This window comes from Mycobacterium bulgaricum, assembly GCF_041287165.2.
Taxonomy (GTDB): Bacteria; Actinomycetota; Actinomycetes; order Mycobacteriales; family Mycobacteriaceae; genus Mycobacterium; species Mycobacterium bulgaricum.
In genome coordinates this window covers 97,596-123,032 of record NZ_JBGGKV020000008.1, presented here as the reverse complement: position 1 = coordinate 123,032, position 25,437 = coordinate 97,596, and the positions used below count along the sequence as shown (strand labels likewise).

The following is a 25,437-nucleotide window of genomic DNA, read 5'->3' as shown; positions in this document are numbered from 1 at the left end:
ATCCACGATCCGCCGAACATATCAAGTACTTAACATTAGCGGGCGTATGCGCTATGACTGAATGGGCGAAGGGAGGTCATTCGTGCTCCACGGCGAGAAGATTCTGATCACCGGGGCCACCGGCAAGATCGCGTTTCCGATAGCGCGCGCGCTCGCGGCCCACAACGAGGTGTGGGGCGCGGCCCGATTGCGCGACCCCGCAGACCGGGACAAGCTCGCCGCGACAGGGATCACGCCGCTGGCCCTCGACCTGAGTGCGGGCGACTTCTCCGGTCTCCCGGAGGATTTCGACTACGTGTTCCATGCGGCCGTGGACCCGGGAACCAGCGGTTGGAAGCAGGCCGTCGAGACGAATGCGCACAACTCCGGCGACCTGCTCTATCACTGCCGTGCCGCGAAGGGCTTCGTGCTGTGCTCGACAGGTTCCATCTACGGATACCAGGGCAGACGTCCGCTCACCGAAGACGACCCGCCGGGCGTCCCGCTGCGGGCCAACTACAGCTTCTCCAAGGTCGCCGCCGAAGCCGTCTGCGACTGGATCTCCCGACACCACGGCATCCCGCTGTCGATCATCCGGATCTGCTCGACCTATGGACCGGAAGGGGGCTCGGCGGCGGACCGCCTCGATGCGATCTTGGCGCGCAGGCCAATCCGGCTGCACCCCGACAAGCCGAACAACTACAACCCGGTCTACGAGGACGACTACGTCGAACTCGGCATCCGCGCGATGGAGGTCGCGGCGACGCCGCCCCTCGTGGTGAACTGGGCGGGCAGCGAAACCGTCAGCGTCGAGGAGTACTGCGCCTACCTTGGGCAGCTTGTCGGCGTTGAACCCGTCTTCGAATACACCTCAGACGCCCACACGCCGCTGTGGCCGGACGTGACCCGGATGCACGAAGTCCTCGGACGCACGAAAGTGCCGTGGCGAGAGGGGTTCCGGAAGATGGTGGCCGCGCGCTACCCCGATCTCGCACTTGCCGAAGCCGGCCCGACGAACGCAGGGGCCATGTGATGCAGCTTCCCGGAACGCCGTCCGATGAGGTCGGCGGCGTGCTCGCCGCGGGCCGCGGAGACATCACGACACTGTTCGTCTCGATGGCGTCTCGCCACCCGGAGGGCCGTGACGCGGACTATCTGCGATGGCACACGCTCGACCACCGGCCGGAACAGCACCGACTCTCGGCGGTCCGGGCGTCGCTGCGGTTGGTGTCGACGCCGGAGTGCCGCAGAGCCAGGCTGCCCGGTGATGCCCGCTTCGACAGCATCGACCACGTGATGACCTACTTCTTCACCGATCCGCTCGGACTCGAGGCCTTCAACGAACTCTCGGGCGCACTCGGGAACGCCGGCCGCAAGATTCCTCTTCTCCCACCGGTCGACCGCGGTGTCTACGGGGTGCACAGCAAGGTCGCCGCTCCCAGGGTCAAAGTGGGTGCCGACGTGCTGCCCTGGTGGCCGGTGCGAGGTGTCTTCGCCGTGCTGGAACGCCAATCAGTGGATGTCACACCGCTACTGGACGTCGACGGCGTTGCCGGGGTGTGGTCGGCGCAGACGCTGGATGTGGATGCGTCGCTCGCCGGTGCCAGATCCGGCCAGCACCTGACGTACTGCTTTCTCGACGACGACCCGGTGGCGGTCGCGCGCCGGTTGGCGCCGGTGCTGACGCGCCGCTGGGAAGCGGCCGGGACGCAACCGCTGCTGGCCGCTCCGTTCCACCCGGTGACGCCCCACGAGTGGGACCGCCATGTGCCGTGACGAAGGAGGGCCATGCGCATCGGCCTGATGGTGGGCTCGGACAAGGAGCGAGATCGCCCGGACCGGTTGCCCGGCTTGATCTCCGACGGTGTCGCCGCCGAAAAGGCGGGGTTCAGTTCGTTCTGGTTCCCCCAGGTGCCCGGATATCTGGACGCCATGACGGCGATCGCACTGCTGGGCGCGTCGACGAGCACGATCGAACTCGGCACCGCGGTGGTCCCGATCCAGACGCGCCACCCGCTCATCCTGGCCCAACAGGCGCTGACCACCAACGCCGCGTGCCGGGGCCGCTTCGCGCTGGGCCTCGGCCTTTCGCACGACTGGATCATCAACGGCCAGTTGGGTCTTCCCTACGGCAAGCCGGTGGGGACGTTGCGAGATCATCTCGACGTACTCACCACTGCTTTCGCGGGACCGGGCCACGTCGACGTCGACAACGCCCGCTTCGCGGTGCACAGCCCCAGCGATGTCACCGACACCGCACCGCCGGTGTTGCTGGCGGCGCTGGGTCCGACGATGCTGCGGATAGCGGGTGAACGCACCGACGGCACGGTGCTGTGGATGGCCGACGAGCGGGCCGTCGGTGAGCACGTCGCGCCGCGCATCACCGCGGCCGCCGAGGGTGCGCGACGACCCGCACCTCGTATCGTCGCTGGCGTACCGGTCGCGCTCTGTTCCCCCGGCGAGGTCGACGACGCGCGGACGCACGCGAGCGAGATTCTCGGGCACGCCCACTTCTCCCCCAACTACGTGGCGCTTCTCGAACACGGTGACGCCGAGGACGTCGGGGACACGATGGCCGCGGGAGACGAATCCGCCGTCCTGCGCCGGCTTTGCGCCTACCGCGACGCGGGCGTCACCGACCTGGCCGCGCGCATCATTCCCCTCGGCCGCGATGCATCGGCCCGGCGCCGCTCACGCGAACGCACCGCGCAGTTCCTGGCGTCTCTCGCCGCCGAGCTGTGACCGGGCCGGATCAACGGCGGGATCGAAGCACCGCGGCGACCACCGCGGAACCCACCGAAACGCCCACAGCGCAGGCGAATCCGCCGAGGATGAGGTGGCGCGGCGAGCCCCCCGAAGCGAACGCCAGCAGCTGAAGGCCTCCGGCTGTCAGGGCCAGCGCAGCGAACGCCAGCGCCGCGATTCTCAGCGCGCTCACGCCATCATTCTGCCGTGCGCTGGTCATCCTGTCCGAGCGCGTAGCTGCCCATGAACTCCATCGGCACACCCCCGACGGTGCAGAAGAACAGATCGACACCGGGCACGCCCGCATCGAAGACCGTCACGTCGTCGGCGTGTCTGCCCGCCGCCTCCCGGCTACGGGCGAACTCGTCGGTCAGGAAAGACAACGCCGCCAGCCCTTCTGGCGCGACGTCCCGCAGGTGCTCGGGAACATCGAGCACCTCGATCAGGCCGGCGTCTCCGTCGCCCAGGATCGTGACGTCGGCACCGTCGGAGGGAGGCCAGCCCAGTGTCGTCTCCAAGACGGGACCCGGTACCCGCATCTCGTAGGCGACCGTCATTCCCACGACGTCGGTCAGGAACGCGATGAAGTCCGCCGCCGCATGGCTGCGCATGACGACATGGTGAAGGTGATTGGGCATGGTTCGCACGCTACCCATGGACACCCCGCGTGGCCGTGGAATAGGCGATCTAGTTAGTTTTACACGGGTCAACTATTGGCACGGGTATGCCCAGCTGTTATTTTCCGATACGTGGCCGCAACGAAGCCGGAATCCACTGCTGACCGTGGTCAGCGGCGGGCGTCGTTCCAGCGTGCCCGCTCACACGAGACGAAGCGAATGCTGGTGCAGGCGGCCATGGCACTGTGGCGGACCAACGGCTATGCCGGCACGACCGTCGCCGACATCTGCACGGCGGCAGGTGTGTCCAAAGCGCTGTTCTACTTCTACTTCCCCCGCAAGGAAGACGTGCTCTTCGAGGTCGGGGTGCTCTCGACACAGTCGGCGCACCGAACCATCCACGAATTGCTCAAACGCCCCTATGAGATCGGGGACGTGCTGTCGGCAGCCCTGAGCGCCTTCGAACGGTCGATGGCCCGCAACCCTCCCGAACTCATCATCGAGACCATCCTTGAGGGCTACCGACACGAACACCGCATCCTCGCCCAGGCCGAGCCACCCGACGCCGACGCCGACATGTTCACCGAACTCTTCACCCGGGCCAAGGCCGACGGGAAACTACCCGCCGCGGTTGACGTCCCACATCTCGCCTACCTCGCACAGACCATGGTCAGCGAAGGCGCGAGGCACTGGGCGGCAGGCGCATTCGGGCAGCGCTCGTTCGCCGACGTCGTCACGGCCGACATCTGCACTCTGATCAACGGATTCTCGGCAAGGAGGCCGCATGTGGGATTTCGAAACCGACCCTGAGTACCAGAAGGAGCTGGACTGGGCCGACGAGTTCGTTCGCGAAGAGGTCGAGCCGCTCGACCTGGCGTTCCCCCATCAACAGTTCGTGCCGCTGGACGGCAAGCGCCGTGAGGCGATCGATCCCCTGAAAGAAGAGGTGCGCAGGCGCGGGCTGTGGGCCACGCACCTGGGGGCCGATCTCGGCGGCCAGGGTTACGGCCAGCTCAAACTCGCGCTGCTCAACGAGATCCTCGGCCGCTCGCAGTGGGCGCCGATCATCTTCGGTTGCCAGGCACCTGACACCGGCAACGCCGAGATCATCGCGCACTACGGCACCGAGGAACAGAAGCGCCGCTATCTACGGCCGCTCCTCGAGGGCGAGCTGTTCTCCTGCTACTCGATGACCGAGCCGCACGCCGGCGCCGACCCGACGATGTTCACCACGTCGGCAGTCAGAGACGGTGACGACTGGGTCATCAATGGGTGGAAGTTCTTCTCGTCCAACGCGGCCACCGCGTCATTCCTCATCGTCATGGTGGTCACCAATCCGGAAGTCAGTGCCTATCAAGGCATGTCGATGTTCCTGGTGCCGACCGACACCCCGGGCGTCAAGATCGAACGCAACATCGGGCTCTACGGGGAAGGCGCCGACGCGGGTTCGCATGCCCTGATCCACTACGACAATGTGCGCGTGCCCGCCGAGGCGCTCCTCGGCGGTGAGGGTCAAGCTTTCGCCATCGCCCAGACCCGGCTCGGCGGCGGCCGGATTCACCACGCGATGCGCACCATCGGGCTCTCCCGCAAGGCACTGGACATGATGTGCGAACGCGCACTGAGCCGCGAAACACAGGGCAGCAGACTGTCGGACAAACAGTTCGTCCAGGGCTATATCGCAGACTCCTATGCCCAGCTGCTCCAGTTCCGACTCATGGTGCTCTACACCGCCTGGGAGATCGACAAGTACAACGACTACAAGGTCGTCCGCAAGGACATCGCCGCCGTGAAGGTGGTCATGCCCACGGTGCTGCACGACATCGCGTGGCGCGCCATGCAGGTCCACGGCGCACTCGGTGTCACGAATGAGGTGCCGTTCCTGGGCATGGTGACCGGCGCCGCCGTGATGGGCCTGGCCGACGGACCCACCGAGGTCCACAAGACGACGGTCGCCAAGCAGGTCCTGCGTGACTACCGTCCCGCCGAGGGGACCTGGCCGTCGGAGTGGATCCCGGCGAAACGCGAAGCCGCGCAGGCCAAATACGCGCAGTTCCTCGAACACGAGGTGGGCAACCTGTGATCAAGATCGACACCGAGCGGCTCGCCGAATGGCTGAATGAGGCGGGGCACCCCGGAAAGGGTGAGCCGCTGAAGGCCGAATTCCTCTCCGGGGGAACACAGAACGTCATCTTCGACCTCAGGCGCGGCGGGCACAGATGCGTCCTGCGCATGCCACCGCCGGGAGCGCCGCCCGACCGGGACAAGGGCATCTTGCGGGAGTGGCGGATCATCGAAGCGCTCGACGGCACCGACGTCCCGCACACCGCGGCCGTGGGCCTCTGTGACGACCGGACGGTGCTCGGCCGCCCGTTCTACCTGATGGGATTCGTCGACGGCTGGTCTCCGATGGACACCCACGGCCGGTGGCCCGAACCCTTCGACAGCGACCCAGCCCTCAGGCCGGGGCTGAGTTATCAACTGGCGGAAGGCATCGCGCTGCTATCGAAGGTGGACTGGCGCGCCAAAGGGTTGCACGATCTGGGTCGGCCTGACGGCTTCCACGAACGGCAGGTCGACCGCTGGACTGGATTTCTCGAACGGATCAAGAAGCGCCCGCTGCCCGGTCTCGATGCAGCCACCGGATGGCTCAGGGCGCACAAGCCCCTGGACTTCATCCCGGGCCTGATGCACGGGGACTACCAATTCGCCAACGTCATGTACCGTCACGGCGCACCCGCGCAAATGGCTGCGATCGTGGACTGGGAGATGGGCACGGTCGGCGACCCGAAGCTCGACCTGGGGTGGATGGTGCAGTCGTGGCCAGAAGGCGACGATCCGGGTGACATGACGTACGTGGACATGCGCGGAATGCCGTCGCGTGACGAGGTGGTCGCGCACTACTCCGAGGTGTCGGGCCGCCAGGTCGACGACCTCGACTACTACCTGGTGCTGGCCAGGTGGAAGCTCGCGATCGTGCTCGAACAGGGCTTCCAGCGCGCGGGTGAGGACGAGAAGCTGCTGGCGTACGGGCCCGTCGTCACCGGTCTGATGGCATCGGCGGCTGACCTGGCCGAGTCCACGGACTACCGGGGCTGATTCGTGCGGGCCGCGGTCTGTCCGCACTACGGGCCACCGGAGGTGGTCCGTATCGAGGAGCGTGCCGTCGCAGTCGCCGGGCCGGGGCAGGTCGGTGTGCGGGTCGCGGTGGCGGCGGTGAACTTCCCCGACGTTCTGCTGGTGGCCGATTCCTACCAGGTCAGTGTTCCCGCCCCATTCGTGCCGGGAAGCGAGTTCGCCGGTGTCATCGACGAGATCGGCCCGCAGACATCGGGTTTCGCCATCGGTGACCGCGTGACCGGAACCGGGATGTTCGGCGCCTTCGCCGAGCGCGTCGTCGTCGATGCGGCCGCGCTGGCACCGATTCCGCAGCAGGTCGACATGCGGGCCGCGGCCGCGTTCGGCGTCGCGTACCGGACCGCGTATCACACGTTGCGCTCCGCGGCACGGCTGTCGCCCGGCGACCGCCTCGTGGTGCTCGGCGCGGGCGGCGGCGTCGGCCTGGCTGCGGTACAGCTCGGTGTCGCCCTCGGCGCACACGTCACCGCGGTGGCGTCGTCGGTCGAAAAGCTGGACATCGCCGAACGATACGGCGCGGTGCATCTGGTGAACCACACGACCGAGGATGTCAGGCCTGCGCTTCGGGCCCTACTGCCTGAGGGTGCCGAGGTGGTGATCGACCCGGTCGGCGGCGATCTCAGCGAACCGGCTCTGCGATCACTGGGCAGGGGCGGTCGCTTCGTCACCGTCGGCTTCGCCTCCGGGACGATCCCTCGCATCCCGCTGAACCTGGTTCTGATCAAGGGAATCCACGTGCTGGGCTTCCAATTCCAGGACGTCCCGCCCGACGAGTTCACCCGCAACGAACAGGAACTGCGGGAGCTGCTCGTGTCGGGTCGCGTCGAACCGCACGTGGGAGCGGTCTATCCGCTCGACGAGGCGGCCGCGGCGCTGCGTCACGTGGGCGACGGCCGCGCAATCGGCAAAGTCCTGATCGACCTGACTTCGGACAGCTAGCTGGCCGGGACCAGATCAGCAGCCACCGACGCCATCATGCCGGAACAGAACACTTCGGTGGGGCCGATGGTGACCCCGGCGCCGCCCCGTGCCGCCCCGAGCGCTTGCGCCTTGAAGGCTCTGGCCGCCGCGCTGAGACGATGCTCGACCGCGTCGAGGCTGCCTCCCAACTCCGCGGGCAGTGTGGCGCCCCAGAGGGTCACCTCGGTGGCGCCCTGATCGAGCGCACCGAGCACGCCGCGACGGACCCGGTCGTCGCGGCCGAACAGGTCGGCGGCCACCGCGACGGTCTGGGGGTGCGCACGCAGTTCCCAGGAGTCGAGGACCGTGTCGAGTTCGAGGGTTCGCGCGCCGAGAATCTGAAGCGGACGGAGATCTTCGTCCCTGCCGACGAGGACGGTGACATCCCAGCCCGCCATGACGCGGTCGTAGATCCAGCCGCCTGCGAACTGCACCGCGTCGAGCACGGTCGGTGCGACGACGTCGAGGCGGTACCTCATGTCGGGTTGGACGGCGTTGCCAGGTCGCGTGCCAGCGACTGCGCGTATTCCTTGAATGCTTCGGTCAGCGGGATTGAGGGATCGAGCAACCATAATGTCTCCATTCCGTTGATGAAGGCGAGAATCTCCGTGGCCTTGATGGCCGGGTCGAAGTCGGTGCGGTACAAACCTTTCCGCTGACCGACAGTGATGTTGGCCTTCAGGATGTCGGCCGCGTCGCGGTAGCGCTTCTGCAGTCGGTCGTGCAGCGGTGCGTCGGGCGAGATGTTCTCCACCAGCAGCACGATGAAGGTGCCGACCAGTTCCGGTGACCGCTGAAATCGCTCAGGCACCCGCGCCAGCTCGGTCACCAGGTCTCCCGACCTGTCGGCATGCATGTCGTCATCGAGATCGCGCGCATCGACCACGGCGTTGAGCAGCTGTTCCTTGGATTCGAAATGGTGCAGCAGACCCGCAGGCGTCACACCGGCCTCTCTGGCGATCTGCGCCAGCGATGTGTTGCGCCACCCGTTGCGCGCCAACAGTCGCTCGGCCACGGCGAGGATCCGCTGCCTGCGGTCCTCACCTTTGGCGAACAACGTCGCATAAGGCCGTCTGGACGATCCCAGATCAGGCCCGGTGGATTCGGGGGCTGACACTCGACTCCTTGGGGCTTTCTAACCAACCTAGTGAACACACAGTAGGTAGGTTCGAGCGTTGTGACAAGGGTCTCAGTGGACATATTTCGATGAGACTGTCACGCGATCCTTCGACCGGCGGATGTCGGCTGGTCTATACCGTAACGGCGGCGTGACACCGTTTTACCTGGTCAACACACATCGCTCGGGATACTTGGGCTTTCGATCCCCAGGAGTTGCCGATGCCCGAACTGAACCACATCCCTGCCGATACGGCAGCCGCGGAGATCGCCGACCGCCTGCGCCGCGACGGCTATGTCATCGTCGACGACCTCGCATCCGCCGCGCTGATGGACGCCATCGACGACGAACTGGCACCGTTCTTCGCCGCCACGCCGCTGGGCTACAACGCGATGATCGGCATGAAGACCCGGCGGACCGGCGCCCTGGTGGCCCGCTCCCCCACCTGCCGGACCCTCATCCAGAATCCGACCATGATGGACGTCTGCCGGGACTTCCTCGGCCACGCGTCGGCGTTCCAGCTGATGCTTTCCCAGGTCATCTCGATCGAGCCAGGCGAGTCGGCTCAGTCCCTGCACCGCGACCAGAACGCGTTCGACTTCTATCCCTTTCCCGAGGACTACCACGTGCAGTGCAACACGTTGTGGGCGCTGTCTGACTACACCGCGGAGATGGGTGCCACCCGGGTGGTGCCCGGCAGCCAGTTCGCCGACAAGAAGCCCACCGACTACACCGACGAGGAGTGCCTGCAGGCCGAGATGTCCCGCGGGTCGGTGCTGATCTACACCGGCAAGATCGTGCACAGCGGAGCCGCCAACCGCTCGGACAAGGTGCGTCGCGCCATCAACATCAACTACTGCGTCGGCTGGGTCCGCCAGGAGGAGAACCAATTCCTCTCCGTGCCACCAGAAGTCGCGCGAACACTCGACGACGATCTACTGAAGCTGATCGGATACCAGGAGGGCGCCTGGGCGATGGGCTACTTCCGCGACTTCGAGGACCCGCTACGCGCCGTGCGCGGCGAGTCGGTCGGCTACGGCTTCGACGGCAGCAGACTCACCGGCAGCGCAGGTGCCGCGTTCGAAGACCAGCTCGCCAATAGTGAGTAGAAGCGCTACAGCCCAAGCGATTTCGCGATCATCACCTTCATGACCTCGCTGGTGCCCGCATAGATGCGCGCAACCCTGGCGTCCGTGTACAGCCGGGCGATGGGATACTCCATCATGTAGCCGTAGCCGCCGAAGAGCTGCAGGCAGCGATCCACCACCCGCTGCTGCATCTCGGTGCAGAACAGTTTCGTCCTCGCCGCGTCGGCGCCGGACAGCTCACCCTCGACGTGCAGCGAGACCGCACGGTCGAGCATCGCCTGCCCGGCCTCCACGTCGGTCGAACAGGCCGCCAGTTCGAATTTGGTGTTCTGGAACGACGCGACCGGCGTGCCGAACGCCTTGCGACTCTGGGTGTATTCGATCGCCGCGGCGATCGCCGAGCGGGCCTGCGCCACCGAACCCACCGCGACGGTGAGCCGCTCCTGCGCGAGGTTGTGACCGAGATAGCTGAACGCCTCGTCCATTTCGCCCAGCACGTTGGCCGCCGGGACACGGACGTCGACGAACGACAGCTCGGCCGTGTCCTGGACCTTGCAACCCATCTTCTCCAGCTCGCGGCCGCGCGTGAAGCCCTCCATGCCGTCCTCGACGACAAGCAGGGTCAGCCCCTTGCGCCGGTTGTCCGGGTCGGTCGATGTGCGCGCGACGACGATGACGAGGTCGGCCTGCATGCCGCCCGTGATGAACGTCTTTGCGCCATTGACGATGTAGTCGTCGCCGTCACGGACCGCGGTGGTGCGCATACCCGCCAGATCGGATCCGGTGCCGGGCTCGGTCATCGCGATCGCGGTGAGCAGCGTGCCCGACGCCAGACCCGGAAACCAGCGGTCGCGCTGCTCGGCATTCGCGTAGTGAAGGAAGTACGGCAGGATCACCTCGAGCTGCGTCCGAACCGTCGACAGCGTCACGAGGGCGCGGGCCGCCTCCTCCTGCAGCACCACGTTGTAGCGGTAGTCCGGTTGGCCACCTCCGCCGTATTCCTCGGGAATGGCTACGCCGAGGATCCCGAGCTCGCCCATCTGCTCGAAGACCTCACGCGGCATCCGGCCACCCTTCTCCCACGCGGGGTAGTGCGGCACGACCTCCTTCTCGACGAAATCGCGGGCGAGTTCCCGGAAGGCCTCGTGGTCCTCGGTGAAAAGATCTCTGCGCATGTCGTGTCCCTGACTACTTCACGAGTTCGACGAGCGTCGCGTTGGCGGTGCCCCCGCCTTCGCACATGGTCTGCAGCCCGTATCGAATCCCGTTGTCCCGCATGTGGTTGATCATCCTCGTCATCAGCACCGCACCGGAGGCCCCCAGCGGATGGCCGAGGGCGATGGCCCCGCCGAGCGGGTTGAGTTTGGCCTCGTCGGCGCCGGTGTCGGCCAGCCACGCCAGCGGAACCGGCGCGAACGCCTCGTTCACCTCGTACACGCCGACCTCGTCCAGCGTCACGCCGGCCTTGTGCAACACCTTCTCGGTGGCCGGAATCGGGCCCGTGAGCATCAGTTTGGGGTCGGCTCCGGTGACGGCGCCGGCCCGGTAGCGCACCAGCGGTGTCAGGCCCAGGTTCACCGCGTTCTCGGCGGTGGTGACGAGCAATGCGGCCGCCCCGTCGGAGATCTGCGAGGAGTTTCCGGCGTGGATGACACCGTCTTCGGTGAATGCGGGCTTCAACCCGGCCAGCTTCTCGGCGGTGGTGCCCCGGCGGATGCCCTCGTCCTCGGTGACGGCGCCACCGTCGGTGAAGACGGGCACGATCTGATCCTTGAACGCTCCGGCGTCCTGTGCGGCGGCCGCGCGCTCGTGCGATTGTGCGGAGTACTCGTCGAGCCTGGTCCGCGAGAAACCCCACTGCTGGGAGATCATCTCCGCTGAGATGCCCTGATTGAACGAGAAATCGTCGTAACGGGCAAGGACTTTCGGCCCGTACGGCATCCCGGTGGACCGAGCGGATCCGAGCGGGACCCGGCTCATCACCTCGACTCCCCCTGCCACCACCATGTCCTGTTGGCCCGACATCACGGCCTGTACGGCGAAGTCGAGTGCCTGCTGACTGGAGCCGCACGCCCGGTTCACCGTGGTGCCGGGGATGTGCTCGGGCCAGCCCGCGGCAAGCACCGAATAGCGCCCGATGTTGCTCGACTGGTCTCCGACCTGCGACACACAACCCCACACGACGTCGTCGATCACCTCGGTGTCGACGCCGGTGCGCTCGACCAGCTCGTTGAGCACCAACGCGGACAGATCGGCCGCGTGCTGGTCGGACAAGCCACCGTTGCGCTTACCGACCGGCGTGCGAACTGCCCCGACGATGACGGTTTCCCGCATTACCTCACTCCTCGTTTGTGTCGTCCGTGTCATTCGTGTCGTACAGAGACCACGCGCCGGTGAACTCCGGATCACGCTTGGCGGCGAACGCGGCGTAGGCCTCGCCGGAATCCGCCGTGGCGAAGTTACCCGGCTGCGCCCGGGCCTCGTTCGCCAACGCCTCCCGCAAGGTCACATTGGCACCGTCGTTGAGCAGCGCCTTGCTCTGCGCGAGTGCGTAGGGCGGGCCCGCGGCGAGCCGGCCGGCGATGCCGTGGACGAACGCGTCGATCTCCTCGCTCGTCTTCACCCACGTGACGAGGCCCAGCGCAAGGGCCTCGTCGGCACCGATCATGTCGGCCAGCAGGACCAGCCGCTTGGCCTGCTGCAGCCCGACGATCTTCGGCAGCAGCCACGAGCCTCCGAGGTCGACGGAAAGCCCCCGCTTGGAGAAGATCTGGCAGAACCGTGATTCCGGGGTGGCCACCACGAGGTCGCATCCCAGGGCCAGGTTCCAGCCCGCCCCGACGGCGATGCCGGTGACCTTCGCGATCGTCGGGATCGCCAGTTCGTGGAGCGCGAGTGCCACGTCGGTGAGGCGATCCAGTTTGTACCGCGGATGGATCTGCTCACCGGTGCCGATGTCGGCGCCGGAGCAGAACGCGCCGCCGGCGCCGGTCAGCACCAGCGCCCGGACGTCACGGTCACGCTTGAGCGCCCGAAGCGCATCGGCCAGCTCGACCCACAGCTGAGCGTCCAGCGCGTTACGGCGCTCGGGACGGTTCAGCGTCAGCGTGCGGACACCGTCGCGGTCCTCGACAAGCAGCGACTCACCCACGGTAAGCCGGACCGATCGCACCGTCGGCACGCAACTGCGCCAATTCCTCAGTGGTGAAGCCGAATTCGGTGAGCACGGCATCGGTGTGCTCACCGAGGCCCGGGATCGCACCCATCGGTTGCTCGAATCCGCTGATCACCGGCGGCGGCCGCAGCGCCTGGATGTCGCCGCGGGGCGTGCCGACCGTGCGCCACCTGTCCCGTGCGGTGAGCTGCGGATGCACGACGACCTCGCTGGGTCTGTTGTACCGCGAGTTGCCGATGCCCGCGTCGTCGGCCTTCTTCTGGATCTCGGCGAGATCGTGCTGAGCACACCAGCTTCCGATCGCCTCCTCCAGGATCTCTCGGTTCGCGCAGCGTCCGGGGTTGGTGGCGAACCGCGAATCCTCGGCGAGGTCGGGGCGGTCGATGATCTCCCGTGCGACCCGCTGCCATTCGCGGTCGTTGGTCGTGCCGAGCACGACGGTCTGCCCGTCGCGGGTGGGAAAGGCGCCGTAGGGCGCGACGGCAGGCGATCCGACCCCGAGGGGTTCCTGGTCGATGCCCGAATGCTGGGTGTAGGTCAGCGCGTAGCCCATCACGTCGGTCATCACGTCGAAAAGGCTCAGCTCGACATGAGGCGCGGGAGTGGGGTCGGTCTGCCGGGCACGCCCGTACAGCAGGGAGACGATCGACATCGCCGCATACAGGCCCGTCGTGAAGTCGGCCATCGCCGGCCCCGGTTTGGCGGGCATCCCCGGATAGCCGGTGACGGCGCACGACCCCGACTCCGCCTGTACCAGAAGGTCATAGGCGCGTTTGTGCGAGATCGGGCCGCCGGGGCCGTAGCCGTCGATCTCCACGGGGATCACGCCGGGATGTCTGGCGGAGAGGTCTGCGGGGGCGATGCCCAAACGGGCGGTGGCCCCGGGCGCCAAGTTCGACACGAAGGCATCGGCTTGGTCGAGCAGTCGGTGCAGGATCTCCATCCCGGCGGCGGACTTAGTGTTCAGCGTCACCGATTCCTTGCCGCGGTTGCACCACACGAAGTGTGCGGCGAGGCCGCCGGGCCCGTTGACGACGTCGTCGTAGGCGCGGGCGAAATCTCCGCCGTTCGGGTTCTCCACCTTGATGATTCGGGCTCCGAAGTCGGCGAGCACCCTGGTGCACATCGGAGCGGCCACGGCCTGCTCCATGGCGACCACGGTGACGCCGGCCAACGGTCCGGCACCTGACCCTCGTCCTGTCACGTGCTCACATAACCATGCCGCCGTCGACCGGCAGCACCTGGCCGGTGACGTAGGACGCGGCGTCGGAGGCCATGAACACGAACGCGCCTGCGACCTCAGAGGGTTCGGCCCACCGCTTCATCGGGATGCGGTTCATCATGTTGGCCGCGAACTTGTCGTTGGTGCGGATGGTCTCGGTCATCGGCGTCGCCGCCAGCGGAGCCAGGGCATTGACGGTGATGCTCTTGGTCGCCAGTTCGCGGGCCAGCGATTTCGTGAACCCGATGATCCCGGCCTTGGCCGCCGAGTAGTTGACCTGACCGAGGGTGCCGGTGAGACCGGCGGCCGACGTCACGTTGACGACGCGGCCTTTGCCGTCGGTCGGGATGTGGGGCAGCGCCGCCTGGGTGACGTTGAAGGCGCCCATCACGTGAATGTCGAAGAGAAGCCGGAACGACTCCGGGGTGGTCTTGGAGAACATCGCCGGCTTCGTGACACCTGCGTTGTTGATGACGATGTGCAATTTCCCGCCGGCGAGCGCCGCCGCCTGTGCGGCCGCCGCATCGGCCGAGCCTCGGTCGGACACGTCCAGCGCTGCCGACTCGGCACGCCCGCCCGCGGCCGAGATCCGTTCGGCGACAGCGGCTGCCGCGTCTTTGTCGAGGTCGGTGACCAGGACGGCCGCTCCCGCGTCCGCCAGCGCGGCGGCCACCGCCGAACCGATGCCGCCCGCCGCACCTGTGACCAGCGCGGAACGCCCCGAAAGGTCGAAATAATTCATCAGCAGTGCTCCGGTGTCAGTAGCTGCGCGGCAGGCCGAGGACGTGCTCGCCGAGGAAGTTCAGGATCATCTCCTGGCTCACCGGCGCGATCTTCATCAGTCGCGCCTCCCGGAAGTACCGCGACACGTGGTACTCCTCCGAGTAGCCCATGCCGCCGTGCAGCTGCAGTGCGCGGTCAGCGGCGCCGAAGCCGGCGTCGGCGCACAGGTACTTGGCCGTATTGGCCTCGCGGCCACAGGGTTTCCCGTTGTCGTAGAGCCAGGTGGCCTTGCGCAGCACGAGCTCCGCAGCATCGAGTCGGGCGAGCGAATCGGCGAGTGGGAACTGCAGGCCCTGGTTCATGCCGATAGGGCGGTCGAACACCACGCGCTCGTTGCCGTACTTGACGGCCTTCTCCAGCGCCACGCGACCGATACCCAGGGCTTCTGCGGCGATGAGCATCCGCTCGGGGTTCAGGCCGTCGAGGATGTACTTGAAACCTTGGCCCTCCTCGCCGACCCGATCGGCCACCGGAACCATCAGATCGTCGATGAACAACTCGTTGGAGCTGACCGCATTGCGTCCCATCTTGTTGATGGGACGGATGTCGACATGGTCGCGGTCGAGGTCGGTGAGGAAGAGCGTCATGCCGTCGGTCTTCTTCGCGCCGCGTTCTTTCAAGGCGGCCGGCGTCTCGGTCCGGGTCAGCAACAGGATCTTCTCGGACTCCAGCGCCTTCGAGATCCACACCTTGCGGCCGTTGACCCGGTAGTGATCGCCTTCGCGTTTGGCGAACGTCGTGATCCGCGAAGTGTCCAGTCCTGCACCGGGTTCGGTGACACCGAAGCAGACGTGCAGATCGCCGTCGACGATGCGGGGCAGCGTGGCCGCCTTGAGTTCGTCGGAGCCGTGCTTGACCACGGGCTGCATGCCGAAGATCGACAGGTGGATGGCGCTGGCACCGTTCATCGCGGCGCCGGAGCGGGACACCTCCTCCAGGAGCAGCGTGGCCTCGGTGATACCGAGCCCGTGACCGCCGTACTCCTCGGGGATCGTCATTCCGAGCCAGCCGCCCTTGGCGATCGCGTCGTAGAACTCCTGCGGAAACTCGTGGTTCTGGTCCTTCTCCAACCAGTAGTGGTCGTCGAACTTCCCCGCGAGCTCGGCGACGGACTTACGGATCAGCTCCTGGTCCTCGCTCAGCTCGAAACTCATGCCCGTCATGGCGGTCGCTCCTTGATCTCATGCCTGCCGGAACTGCATTCCGGCAGGCCACTACTCGACAGTTCCCCGCTGGAATGCAATTCCGACGAAAAGGGTGCTCAGTCTTTGTTGCCGGTCAGGTTCTTGGCGCTGGCGGCGAAGTCGGCGAACGTGGCGCCGGTCTTCTCCTTGTTGGACAGGGCCTGGATGGAGACGTCGTGGCCCTCGGCAGCCCGGCGCAACGCACCCACGGTGGCCTGTTCTTTGGGGATGTGGGTGAACGGGTCCCAGTTGTACCAGCGCATCGCGTTCTCGTAGGTCATCTTGTTGATCTCGTCATCGGGGACGTTGTTGGCCTTGAGGACGTCGTCGAGTTGTTCGGGGGCCCCGGGCCACATCGAATCGGAGTGCGGGTAGTCGGCCTCCCAGCAGATGTTGTCCACCCCGATCTGATGACGCGTGGTGACCCCCACCGGGTCGGCGATGAAACACGTCAGGAAATGCTCACGGAACACCTCGCTGGGCAGCTTGCCCCCGAAGTCCTGACCGGTCCAGGTCGAATGCATCTCATAGGTGCGATCCACCCGCTCCAGGAAGTACGGAATCCACCCCGTACCGCCCTCGGACAGTGCGATCTTCAGCGACGGGTATTCCTTGATCGGACGCGACCACAACAGATCCGCCGCGGCTTGGACGATGTTCATCGGCTGCAACGTGATCATCACATCCATCGGCGCATCCGGGGCGGTGATCGCCAACCGGCCCGAGGAGCCGATGTGGACGTTGAGCACGGTGTCGGTGTCGACCAGGGCATCCCACATCGGCTTCCAGTGATCGAAATCGTGGAAACTGGGATACCCCATCGCCGCCGGGTTCTCGGTGAAGGTCAACGAATGCACCCCGCGCGCAGCATTGCGGCGGATCTCTTGGCCGCAGGCTTCGGGATCCCAGATCACCGGCAGCGTCATCGGGATGAACCGCGCCGGATAGGCCCCACACCATTCCTCGACGTGCCAGTCGTTGTAGGCCTGCACCAACGCCAGCGAGAACTCGTGGTCCTCGGTGGCGAACAACCGGCCCGCGAAACCGGGGAACGACGGAAAACACATCGACCCCAGAATGCCGCCGGCGTTCATGTCCTTGACCCGCTCATCGACCTGCCAGCAGCCCGGCCGGATCTCATCGAGGCCCTGTGGCTCCAGCCCGTACTCCTCCTTGGGCCGGCCCGCGACCGCATTCAACGCGACATTCGGGATCACCACATCACGAAACTGCCAAGTGTCCGAGCCGTCAGGGTTGTGCACCAACCGCGGCGCCTCATCCAAATATTTCTTGGCCAGATGGTTCTTGAACATGTCCGGCGGCTCGACGATGTGATCGTCCACGCTGATCAGGATCATGTCATCTCGGTTCACAGGGACCATTCCTCTCGTCCACACGACCGTGCGCAGCGGGCGCGTGGTGTCGGGCTGTTGTTCTCCTGCTAAGGAAACTAGCTTCTCCATCAATGAGAATCAATGTGCCGAACCTACATCAGGCCTGGCAGGCAGCAGCGATCCGGCCCGTAACAGGCCCGGCGCATCGGGTGTGGTGACCTCATCCGTTGACGTCTGCGCCGAAAGGTGGAAATCTATTGGCGAAATATGAGAACCTGATTCTCATGAACGAGAGGAGGTCGGCGGTGCGAGTGGCCCCACTGCCCGCGGATCAGTGGGATGACGGCGTCACCAAGGCGCTCGACGGGCTCATGCCGCAAGAACGGCACAACCCGGAAGCGACGGGAAACCTGGTCGCCACCCTGCTGCGCCACCCCAAGCTCACCAGGGCATTCCTGCGTTTCAACTTCCACCTGCTGTACGGCTCCAGCGTGCCTGCGCGTATCCGCGAACTCGCGGTCCTGCGCGTCGCGCACCTGACCAAGTGCGAGTACGAGTGGCGCCACCACGTGAACATGGGCCGCGAGGCCGGGTTGTCCGACGAGGTCATCGACGGCATCACACGTGGCGAGCTCTCCGACGACCTCGACCGCGCCGTACTCACCGCCGTCGACGAACTGCACCACGATTCCGTCGTCTCCGACGACACGTGGTCGGCACTGTCGGCGCATTTCGACGAGCACCAGCTGATGGATCTCGTCTTCACGATCGGTTGCTATGGCTCGTTGGCCATGGCCATCAACACTTTTGGCGTAGAACCAGACTCCAACATGGAAGCAGAGAGGTAGCCACCGTGGCATTTTTCAAGAAGCCCGACGTCGGCAGTTGGACCGAGAACTGGCCCGAACTCGGTACGGCTCCGGTCAACTACGAGGACTCGATCGACCCGGAGCAGTGGAAGTTGGAGCAGCAGGCCATCTTCCGCAAAACGTGGCTCCAGATGGGTCGCATCGAACTCATCCCCAAGAAGGGCCGATACATCACCCGCGAGCTCCCGTCGGTCGGCCCCGGCGTGTCGATCATCATCGTCAACGACGGCGAACAGATCCGAGCCTTCTACAACCTGTGCCGCCACCGCGGCAACAAACTGGTGTGGAACGACTACCCGGGTGAGGAGACGTCCGGAACCTGCCGACAGTTCGTCTGCAAGTACCACGCCTGGCGCTACGACCTCAAGGGCGACCTGACGTTCGTACAGCAGGAGCAGGAATTCTTCGACCTCGACAAGGCGGACTACCCGCTCAAGCCGGTGCGCTGCGAGGTGTGGGAAGGCTTCATCTTCGTCAACTTCGACGACGACGCCGTCTCCCTGGAGGAGTATCTCGGCGAGTTCGGCCAGGGCCTGAAGGGCTATCCGTTCCACGAGATGACCGAGCACTACAGCTACCGCGCGGAGATCAAGTCGAACTGGAAGCTGTTCATCGACGCCTTCGTCGAGTTCTACCACGCCCCGATCCTGCACATGAAGCAGGCGGAAAAGGAGGAAGCCGAAAAGCTCGCCAAGTTCGGTTTCGAGGCTCTGCACTACGACATCAAGGGCGATCACTCGATGATCTCGTCGTGGGGTGGCATGAGCCCGCCCAAGGATCTGAACATGGTCAAGCCCATCGAGCGCATCCTGCACAGCGGTCTTTTCGGCCCGTGGGACCGTCCCGACATCAAGGGAATCCTGCCTGACGAATTGCCGCCGGCCATCAACCCGGGCCGCCACAAGACCTGGGGCCAGGACTCGTTCGAGTTCTTCCCGAACTTCACCCTGCTTTTCTGGGTGCCGGGCTGGTACCTGACCTACAACTACTGGCCCACCGGTGTGGACAGCCACATCTTCGAGGCCGACCTGTACTTCGTGCCACCGAAGAACCTGCGCGAGCGGCTGTCCCAGGAGTTGGCCGCGGTGACGTTCAAGGAGTACGCGTTCCAGGACGCCAACACCTTGGAGGCGACGCAGACGCAGATCGGCACCCGCGCCGTGCTCGACTTCCCGCTGTGCGACCAGGAGGTCCTCCTCCGTCACCTGCATCACACCGCACACAAGTACGTCGACCGGTACAAAGAGTCGCTGGCAGCCGGGGCGAGCGGAGCGACGGCAAATGACGACGGCAATGGGTCGTCGAACGGTAAGCACGCCACCACCGAAGCGAAGGATCCCGCAAATGTCTAAGCTGCCAGAGGAATTCGCCGACCTGGAGCGGTTCAGCGATTGGTGCCTGCCCACCGAGGAGGAGCGCTACCAGAAGCGGCTGAACTCCACGATGGACGAAATGCAGGAACTGTACGATGCCGGCATGGCGCGCCTCGAGGACATCATGGTGTACGTCGACGCCCGGTTCCCGCTGGCGAGCATGCCGGATGACGCGAAAGCGCTTGTGCATCTGGGGCAGTCCATCGTGATGGTCAGTTTCCCGATCGAGGTGTGGAAGCAGCCACGAGTGCTCGACAGCGGTGCCGCCTACATCAACCTGATCAAGGAGCCGGTGGTCTAAGGGTGCCCCCTCCACCACCACCACTCACCCTCAAGGCCGCGGGTTACGTCGACGTCGACGCCGGCGAGATCGTCCGGCCCGGCGTCATCCACGTCGCGGACGGACGGATCGCCGGGCTCGGCGGCGAAACGCCGGAAGGCTCCACGGAGATCGATCTGGGCGACTCGATCCTGCTGCCCGGTCTGATGGACATGGAGGTCAACCTCCTGATGGGCGGGCGCGGTGAGAACCCCGGCCTGTCACAGGTTCAGGACGACCCTGCCACCCGTGTGCTGCGTGCGGTGGGCAATGCCCGCCGCACGCTGCGTGCCGGATTCACGACCGTGCGCAATCTCGGACTGTTCGTCAAGACAGGCGGATACCTTCTCGACGTCGCGTTGGGCAAGGCCATCGCCGCCGGCTGGATCGATGGTCCGCGGGTGATCCCCGCGGGTCACGCGATCACGCCGACCGGAGGCCATCTCGACCCCACGATGTTCGCGGCGTTCATGCCTGGAGCTCTCGAGCTGACGATCGAGGAGGGCATCGCCAACGGCGTCGACGAGATCCGCAAGGCGGTGCGCTATCAGATCAAGCATGGCGCCGAGCTGATCAAGGTCTGCGTGTCCGGCGGTGTGATGTCCCTGACCGGAGAGGCTGGGGCGCAGCACTATTCGGACGAGGAGCTGCGGGCCATCGTCGACGAGGCGCATCGCCGCGGCTTGAGGGTGGCGGCCCACACGCACGGCGCCGAGGCGGTCAAGCACGCGGTCGCGTGCGGCATCGACTGCATCGAACACGGGTTCCTGATGGATGACGAGGCCATCCAGATGCTGGTCGACAACGACCGGTTCCTGGTCACGACACGACGCCTGGCGGAGGCCATGGATGTGTCTCGGGCTCCGAAAGAGTTGCAGGACAAGGCCGCTGAGATGTTCCCGAAGGCGCGGACTTCCATCAAGGCCGCCTACGAGGCAGGCGTCAAGATCGCCGTCGGCACGGACGCGCCGGCCATCCCCCACGGCAAGAACGCCGACGAACTCGTCACGCTCGTCGACTGGGGCATGCCGCCTGCAGCGGTGCTGCGCGCGGCCACCGTCGTCGCCGCCGACCTCATCAACCGCTCCTCGACGCTCGGGCGTCTCGCGGAGGGCTACATCGCCGACATCATCGCGGTGCCCGGCGACCCGCTGACGGATATCGCCGTTACACGGGATGTCAACTTTGTAATGAAGGACGGTAAGGTCTTCAAGAATGAGCTCACGAACTGAGGATCTCGTCGAGATCCAGCAGCTCCTCGCCAAGTACGCGGTGACGATCACCCAGGGTGACGTCGAAGGGTTGGTCGAGGTCTTCACCCCCGACGGCACCTACAGCGCGTTCGGGGAGACCTACACGCTCAACCGGTTCCCCGTGCTCGTGGATGCCGCACCCAAGGGTTTGTTCATGACCGGGACCGCGCTGGTGGACCTCGTCGAGGGCGCCGATACCGCCACCGGCACGCAGCCGCTGTGCTTCATCGAGCACTCCAAGCACGACATGCGGATCGGTTACTACAAAGACACTTACCTGCGTACCGAGGACGGGTGGCGGCTGAAAACCCGTGCCATGACCTTCATCCGGCGAAACGGAGATCACGACTCCGGACGTCCCCATGCGATCGGAAGGCCCGAAGCCGGATGAGCAACGAGCTCTACGAACCCGCCGCGTTCCGTACCGCGCTGCGTGAGTGGCTCGAACAGAACGACCTGACCCCGCCGGCCGACGACCACTCGCTGGAGGGCCACATCAGGCAGTTCGCTCGCGTGCAGCGGGCACTCTACGACGCCGGCTGGAGCCGATACGGCTGGCCCGAGCACGCCGGCGGACTCGGTGGCCCAGCCATGCTGCGAGCCATCGTCGGCGAAGAGGTGGTGGGACGTCGCCTGGCCGAGCCCGGGCCGTACTCGATGCTGGAGGTGCTCGCACCGACGATGATCGACTACGCGAAACCCGAGCTGGCCGCCGAGATGGTGCCCAAGCTGCTCAGCGGCGAAGAGCAATGGTGCCAGGGTTTTTCAGAGCCAGGCTCGGGCAGCGACCTCGCCTCGCTGACCACGCGCGCGGTGCAGCGCGCAGACAAGTGGGTCATCAACGGCCAGAAGGTGTGGACGAGTTTCGCGCAGTTCTCCCATCGCTGCATCCTGCTCACCCGCACCGGCGACGCGAACACGCCCAACCACGAGGGCATCACGGCCTTCTTCGTCGATCTCGACACCCCGGGCATCTCTGTCCGTCCGCTGCGGACCATGCACGACGTCGACGAGTTCTGTGAGGTCTACTTCGACGACGTCGAGGTGGATTCGAGCCGCATGCTGGGCGAGCCCGGGGACGGCTGGAAGCTCGCGATGGACCTGCTCCCCTACGAACGGTCCACCTGCTTCTGGCAGCGAATCGCCTACCTGTATTCGCGTTTCGACGCACTCGTGAACGAGGTGCGCAGCCACGGCCAGGCCGTGGACTCCGACATGGGCGAGGCCTACCTGGCCCTGCACACGCTGCGCTGCCGGTCCCGCGCGACCCAGCACAGGCTGGGCGAAGGCCAGAAGCTCGGACCCGACACGTCGATCGACAAGGTGTTGCTGGCCGGCGCCGAGCAGCGGCTCTACGACACCGTCCACGATCTGCTGCCCGGTGCGATCGAACTCGACGACACCGAATGGCGCACCGAATATCTGTATTCGCGGGCCGCGACGATCTACGGGGGCACCGCAGAAGTTCAGCGCAACATCATCGCCCGCCGCCTGCTCGACCTCGGGAAGGAGTGACCATGACCGCCCAACTGGATCGAGAGTCGCTCGGAATGCTCGAAGCATCGCTGCGAAAGACCATGCTGTCGTCGTCGGGGCCGACGCTCGACGCGGCGCTGGTCGAGCTTGGCTGGGCCGACATGCTGACCGACATGCCCGAACTGGCGATCCCGTTGTACTTCCGGCTGCTCGGCGAAACCGGCTCGCACGCATCGATTCTCGTCGACGTGGTGTTACACGCCACCGGCAACACCATCGGCGACACCGTGGAACTGCCACTGCCGTACGCAGGCAACGCCTGGGTGGTGTGGGATCGCGTCGGGGCGAGCGAAGCGACGGGAGACGACGAAAGCCAGGAGAGCCTCGACCCGACGCTCGGCGGGCTGCCGCTGCGCCGCGAGGAGGAGGGCTACCCCATCCGCGTCGCGGAGGCTCGGGTTGCCGTCGGCTGGTGGCTGGTCGGCTCGGCACGGGCGATGCTCGAGCTCGCACGTCAGCACGCCCTGGACCGCACGCAGTTCGGCAAGCCGATCGCCGCCTTCCAGGCGGTGCGGCACCGGCTGGCCGAGACGCTGGTGGCGATCGAAGGCGCCGAGGCGACGCTGACCCTGCCCGGTGCGGACAACCCGGACCTGACCGCGTTGCTGGCCAAGGCCGCTGCGGGTAAGGCCGCTCTGACCGCGGCCAGGCACTGCCAGCAGGTGCTCGGCGGCATCGGCTTCACCGAGGAGCACGCTTTGCAGCACCATGTGAAGCGGGTGCTGGTGCTCGACGGATTGCTGGGCAGCTCAAGGGAACTCACGCGCAGGGCCGGAGCGGGTCTGCGGGCCCGCGGCTCGGTCCCCCGCCTCGCTCAGCTCTAGACCAACCCCGTCGCACCGCGAGCGGTGCGAAGCGGCTACTTGATGTTGGCCTTCATCTCGTCGAGGTTCACCAGCACCGGCCAACCTCCGACGCTGAGCGCGTTGCCGTGTCCGGTCTGGTGCACGTCGAACACCGACTGGATCGCGGCGTAGAAGCCTTGCACGTCAAGCGTCTGGTTCACGGCACGCTTGGCCTGACGCAGAGCGAACGGCGGCATCTTCGCAATCTGCTCGGCCAGAGCCCTTGTCTCGCTGTCGAGCTGGTCGCGTGGAACCACCCGGTTGACCATGCCTGTGCCCGCGGCTTCGTCGGCGGTCATGGCGCGGCCGGTGAAAAGGATCTCTTTGGCCTTGCGCGGGCCGAGTTCCCAGGTGTGGCCGTGGTATTCCACGCCACCGATACCCATGAGCACGACGGGGTCGGAGAACTGCGCGTCGTCGGCGGCGATGATGAGGTCGCACGGCCAGCACAGGAGCAGGCCACCGGAGATGCACCGGCCCTGCACCGCGGCGATCGACGGCTTCGGCACGTTGCGCCAGCGCAACGTGTACTCCAGATACCGCTTGGCTTCGTGCTGGATGATGAATTCGAGCGTGATCTTGTCCGGCACCGGACCACCGCCCCGCAGGTCGTGGCCGGCGGAGAAGTGCTTGCCGTTGGCCCGCAGCACGATGACGGACACGTCGGGGTCCTCGGCGGCGCGCGTCCATGCAGCGTCGAGTTCGTCGAGGAGCTCGGGGTTCTGCGCATTGGCCGCTTCGGGCCTGTTGAGGGTGATGGTCGCGATCCGGTCGGTCACGTCATAGTCGATGTACACGGCGGTCCTCGGGTTTCCAGGGGAGGGAATAGCGAGCGGCCCGACGCGTTGTTCCACATGGGCCTTCTGTTATCACCAAAATGAGAATACTATTCTCGTGATGAGGAAGTTACAATCTCTGACACGTTGGCCGAGAGGGGGTCGAGGACCGCTATGGCAAGGCGTTCTCCGGTACAGTCAGTTCATGTTCTCCCCAGTCGGCCTGCATCTGAGCCCTCGGTGACGAATCCCAGCGAAGAACCCGCTTGGAAGCAGCGCGCGGTCGAACGTTCCATCAAGACCGCCAAACTGCGGGCCGCGCAGCGCGTGCAGCGCTTCCTCGACGCCGCGCAGGCCATCATCATCGAAAAGGGCAGCACCGACTTCACGGTCCAAGAGGTCGTCGACCGCTCACGCCAGTCACTTCGCAGCTTCTACCTGCAGTTCGACGGCAAGCATGAGCTCCTGCTCGCGCTGTTCGAGGATGCGCTGAGCCGATCGGCAGACCAGATCCGCGCCGCGACCTCTGGACAGGAAGATCCCATCGAACGCTTGAAGGTGGCCATTCAGCTGCTCTTCGAGTCATCCCGCCCGGATCCGTCGGCCAAACGGCCGCTGTTCACCGACTTCGCCCCCCGCCTGCTGGTGTCCCACCCGTCCGAGGTGAAGGTAGCCCATGCTCCACTGCTGGCCCTGCTCACCGAGCTGATGGAGGAGGCCAGTGCGGCCGGCCAGCTGCGCGAGGGGATCAATCCCAAGCGCATGGCCGCCATGACGATGCAGACGGTGATGTTCGTCGCGCAGTCCAGCGGCGACGGCGACGACAACGCTTCGCACCCGATCAGCGCTGACGAAGTCTGGGACTTCTGCGCCTTCGGATTCTCTGCCGACTAGGCAGAACCTTCCTCTTTCGTTTCTAGAATCTCGTTCGCTTGTTCGGCGAAACACGCTCTCACAGACGGGCCGGCATTTAGGCTGCCCAGAATCCGAGAGCGCAGTTCTTTTCTTCAGAGAGCAATCGTTGCACTGAGGGAGTCTGCCATTGACACTCGCGCGCCCGCGATGCCACAGTTGTGAGACAAATTGCAGCCCGATGTCTTACGAAGACTGATCCAGCGAGAGGG

28 protein-coding genes are annotated in these 25,437 nt (G+C 65.8%); 16 read left to right on the top strand and 12 right to left on the bottom strand.

Annotated features, from left to right (window positions below; all coding sequences use genetic code 11):
- Positions 1–61 precede the first annotated feature (61 nt).
- From ACAG24_RS20755 to ACAG24_RS20745, 3 genes are read left to right on the top strand one after another with little or no spacing between them, the layout of a single operon-like run.
- Positions 62–1,012 (top strand): NAD-dependent epimerase/dehydratase family protein, encoded by a 951-nt coding sequence (locus ACAG24_RS20755; RefSeq protein WP_370474304.1) that lies wholly within the window; start codon positions 62–64, stop codon positions 1,010–1,012.
- Positions 1,012–1,755 (top strand): hypothetical protein, encoded by a 744-nt coding sequence (locus tag ACAG24_RS20750; RefSeq protein ID WP_370474303.1) that lies wholly within the window; start codon positions 1,012–1,014, stop codon positions 1,753–1,755. Before ACAG24_RS20755 ends, ACAG24_RS20750 begins: the two co-directional genes overlap by 1 nt.
- A 12-nt stretch (positions 1,756–1,767) precedes the next feature.
- The gene (locus tag ACAG24_RS20745; RefSeq protein WP_370474302.1) at positions 1,768–2,721 is read left to right on the top strand and encodes a TIGR03564 family F420-dependent LLM class oxidoreductase; all 954 of its coding nucleotides are present in this window, start codon (positions 1,768–1,770) and stop codon (positions 2,719–2,721) included.
- Between the two features lie 10 nt (positions 2,722–2,731).
- Here the strand turns inward: ACAG24_RS20745 and ACAG24_RS20740 are convergent, their stop codons facing one another.
- On the bottom strand, positions 2,732–2,917 hold the full coding sequence (locus tag ACAG24_RS20740) for a hypothetical protein (protein WP_370474301.1): 186 nt from the start codon (positions 2,915–2,917) through the stop codon (positions 2,732–2,734).
- A 4-nt stretch (positions 2,918–2,921) separates the two neighbouring features.
- Positions 2,922–3,362, bottom strand: a complete 441-nt coding sequence (locus ACAG24_RS20735; protein WP_370474300.1) for a VOC family protein — start codon at positions 3,360–3,362, stop codon at positions 2,922–2,924.
- Between the two features lie 111 nt (positions 3,363–3,473).
- Between ACAG24_RS20735 and ACAG24_RS20730 the strand changes: the two genes are divergently transcribed.
- Genes ACAG24_RS20730 through ACAG24_RS20715 form a run of 4 tightly spaced genes read left to right on the top strand, consistent with a single transcriptional unit; the run spans position 3,474 to position 7,418 of the window.
- Entirely contained in the window at positions 3,474–4,151 is a 678-nt protein-coding gene (locus tag ACAG24_RS20730; protein WP_370474299.1) for a TetR/AcrR family transcriptional regulator, read from the top strand.
- A complete protein-coding gene (locus tag ACAG24_RS20725; protein ID WP_370474298.1) occupies positions 4,126–5,424 on the top strand; it encodes an acyl-CoA dehydrogenase family protein in 1,299 nt (432 codons plus the stop codon). Before ACAG24_RS20730 ends, ACAG24_RS20725 begins: the two co-directional genes overlap by 26 nt.
- The gene (locus tag ACAG24_RS20720) at positions 5,421–6,440 is read left to right on the top strand and encodes a phosphotransferase family protein (protein WP_370474297.1); all 1,020 of its coding nucleotides are present in this window, start codon (positions 5,421–5,423) and stop codon (positions 6,438–6,440) included. The genes ACAG24_RS20725 and ACAG24_RS20720 overlap by 4 nt, the downstream gene beginning before the upstream one ends.
- A gap of 3 nt (positions 6,441–6,443) precedes the next feature.
- Positions 6,444–7,418, top strand: coding sequence for an NADPH:quinone oxidoreductase family protein (locus ACAG24_RS20715; protein WP_370474296.1), 975 nt, complete (start codon positions 6,444–6,446; stop codon positions 7,416–7,418).
- Here ACAG24_RS20715 and ACAG24_RS20710 read toward each other — a convergent pair.
- The gene (locus ACAG24_RS20710) at positions 7,415–7,918 is read right to left on the bottom strand and encodes a hypothetical protein (protein ID WP_370474295.1); all 504 of its coding nucleotides are present in this window, start codon (positions 7,916–7,918) and stop codon (positions 7,415–7,417) included. The genes ACAG24_RS20715 and ACAG24_RS20710 overlap by 4 nt on opposite strands.
- Entirely contained in the window at positions 7,915–8,556 is a 642-nt protein-coding gene (locus ACAG24_RS20705; RefSeq protein WP_370474294.1) for a TetR/AcrR family transcriptional regulator, read from the bottom strand. The genes ACAG24_RS20710 and ACAG24_RS20705 overlap by 4 nt, the downstream gene beginning before the upstream one ends.
- Positions 8,557–8,777: 221 nt before the next feature.
- Between ACAG24_RS20705 and ACAG24_RS20700 the strand changes: the two genes are divergently transcribed.
- Positions 8,778–9,665 carry a phytanoyl-CoA dioxygenase family protein gene (locus ACAG24_RS20700; RefSeq protein ID WP_370474293.1) on the top strand — a complete coding sequence of 296 codons (888 nt, stop codon included), beginning with the start codon at positions 8,778–8,780 and terminating at the stop codon, positions 9,663–9,665.
- 5 nt (positions 9,666–9,670) lie between these two features.
- On the opposite strand, the gene ACAG24_RS20695 is transcribed toward ACAG24_RS20700, so the two are convergent.
- From ACAG24_RS20695 to ACAG24_RS20665, 7 genes are all read right to left on the bottom strand, one after another.
- Positions 9,671–10,819, bottom strand: a complete 1,149-nt coding sequence (locus ACAG24_RS20695; RefSeq protein WP_370474292.1) for an acyl-CoA dehydrogenase family protein — start codon at positions 10,817–10,819, stop codon at positions 9,671–9,673.
- 13 nt (positions 10,820–10,832) lie between these two features.
- Positions 10,833–11,978 (bottom strand): thiolase family protein, encoded by a 1,146-nt coding sequence (locus tag ACAG24_RS20690; protein ID WP_370474291.1) that lies wholly within the window; start codon positions 11,976–11,978, stop codon positions 10,833–10,835.
- Positions 11,979–11,982: 4 nt separating this feature from the next.
- On the bottom strand, positions 11,983–12,795 hold the full coding sequence (locus ACAG24_RS20685) for an enoyl-CoA hydratase/isomerase family protein (RefSeq protein WP_370474290.1): 813 nt from the start codon (positions 12,793–12,795) through the stop codon (positions 11,983–11,985).
- Positions 12,788–14,023, bottom strand: a complete 1,236-nt coding sequence (locus ACAG24_RS20680) for a CaiB/BaiF CoA transferase family protein (RefSeq protein ID WP_370474289.1) — start codon at positions 14,021–14,023, stop codon at positions 12,788–12,790. Before ACAG24_RS20680 ends, ACAG24_RS20685 begins: the two co-directional genes overlap by 8 nt.
- Positions 14,024–14,027: 4 nt before the next feature.
- Positions 14,028–14,786 (bottom strand): SDR family NAD(P)-dependent oxidoreductase, encoded by a 759-nt coding sequence (locus ACAG24_RS20675; RefSeq protein WP_370474439.1) that lies wholly within the window; start codon positions 14,784–14,786, stop codon positions 14,028–14,030.
- A 13-nt stretch (positions 14,787–14,799) separates the two neighbouring features.
- Complete coding sequence (locus tag ACAG24_RS20670; RefSeq protein ID WP_370474438.1) at positions 14,800–15,978, bottom strand: acyl-CoA dehydrogenase family protein; 1,179 nt, start codon at positions 15,976–15,978, stop codon at positions 14,800–14,802.
- A gap of 107 nt (positions 15,979–16,085) precedes the next feature.
- Positions 16,086–17,381 carry an amidohydrolase family protein gene (locus ACAG24_RS20665; protein ID WP_370474288.1) on the bottom strand — a complete coding sequence of 432 codons (1,296 nt, stop codon included), beginning with the start codon at positions 17,379–17,381 and terminating at the stop codon, positions 16,086–16,088.
- 266 nt (positions 17,382–17,647) lie between these two features.
- On the opposite strand from ACAG24_RS20665, the gene ACAG24_RS20660 reads away from it, so the two are divergent.
- From ACAG24_RS20660 to ACAG24_RS20630, 7 genes are read left to right on the top strand one after another with little or no spacing between them, the layout of a single operon-like run.
- Positions 17,648–18,190, top strand: coding sequence for a carboxymuconolactone decarboxylase family protein (locus tag ACAG24_RS20660; RefSeq protein WP_370474437.1), 543 nt, complete (start codon positions 17,648–17,650; stop codon positions 18,188–18,190).
- Positions 18,191–18,195: 5 nt separating this feature from the next.
- Positions 18,196–19,563, top strand: coding sequence for an aromatic ring-hydroxylating oxygenase subunit alpha (locus ACAG24_RS20655; RefSeq protein ID WP_370474287.1), 1,368 nt, complete (start codon positions 18,196–18,198; stop codon positions 19,561–19,563).
- Entirely contained in the window at positions 19,556–19,885 is a 330-nt protein-coding gene (locus ACAG24_RS20650; protein WP_183470038.1) for a hypothetical protein, read from the top strand. The genes ACAG24_RS20655 and ACAG24_RS20650 overlap by 8 nt, the downstream gene beginning before the upstream one ends.
- Positions 19,886–19,887: 2 nt before the next feature.
- A complete protein-coding gene (locus tag ACAG24_RS20645; RefSeq protein ID WP_370474286.1) occupies positions 19,888–21,135 on the top strand; it encodes a metal-dependent hydrolase family protein in 1,248 nt (415 codons plus the stop codon).
- Complete coding sequence (locus ACAG24_RS20640; protein WP_370474285.1) at positions 21,119–21,547, top strand: nuclear transport factor 2 family protein; 429 nt, start codon at positions 21,119–21,121, stop codon at positions 21,545–21,547. Before ACAG24_RS20645 ends, ACAG24_RS20640 begins: the two co-directional genes overlap by 17 nt.
- Positions 21,544–22,671, top strand: a complete 1,128-nt coding sequence (locus ACAG24_RS20635) for an acyl-CoA dehydrogenase family protein (RefSeq protein WP_370474284.1) — start codon at positions 21,544–21,546, stop codon at positions 22,669–22,671. Before ACAG24_RS20640 ends, ACAG24_RS20635 begins: the two co-directional genes overlap by 4 nt.
- A 2-nt stretch (positions 22,672–22,673) precedes the next feature.
- On the top strand, positions 22,674–23,516 hold the full coding sequence (locus ACAG24_RS20630; RefSeq protein WP_370474283.1) for an acyl-CoA dehydrogenase family protein: 843 nt from the start codon (positions 22,674–22,676) through the stop codon (positions 23,514–23,516).
- Between the two features lie 35 nt (positions 23,517–23,551).
- Here the strand turns inward: ACAG24_RS20630 and ACAG24_RS20625 are convergent, their stop codons facing one another.
- The gene (locus tag ACAG24_RS20625; protein ID WP_370474282.1) at positions 23,552–24,334 is read right to left on the bottom strand and encodes an enoyl-CoA hydratase; all 783 of its coding nucleotides are present in this window, start codon (positions 24,332–24,334) and stop codon (positions 23,552–23,554) included.
- Positions 24,335–24,487: 153 nt separating this feature from the next.
- Here ACAG24_RS20625 and ACAG24_RS20620 point away from each other — a divergent pair, with 153 nt between their 5' ends.
- Complete coding sequence (locus tag ACAG24_RS20620) at positions 24,488–25,207, top strand: TetR/AcrR family transcriptional regulator (RefSeq protein ID WP_370474281.1); 720 nt, start codon at positions 24,488–24,490, stop codon at positions 25,205–25,207.
- Positions 25,208–25,437: the final 230 nt, after the last annotated feature.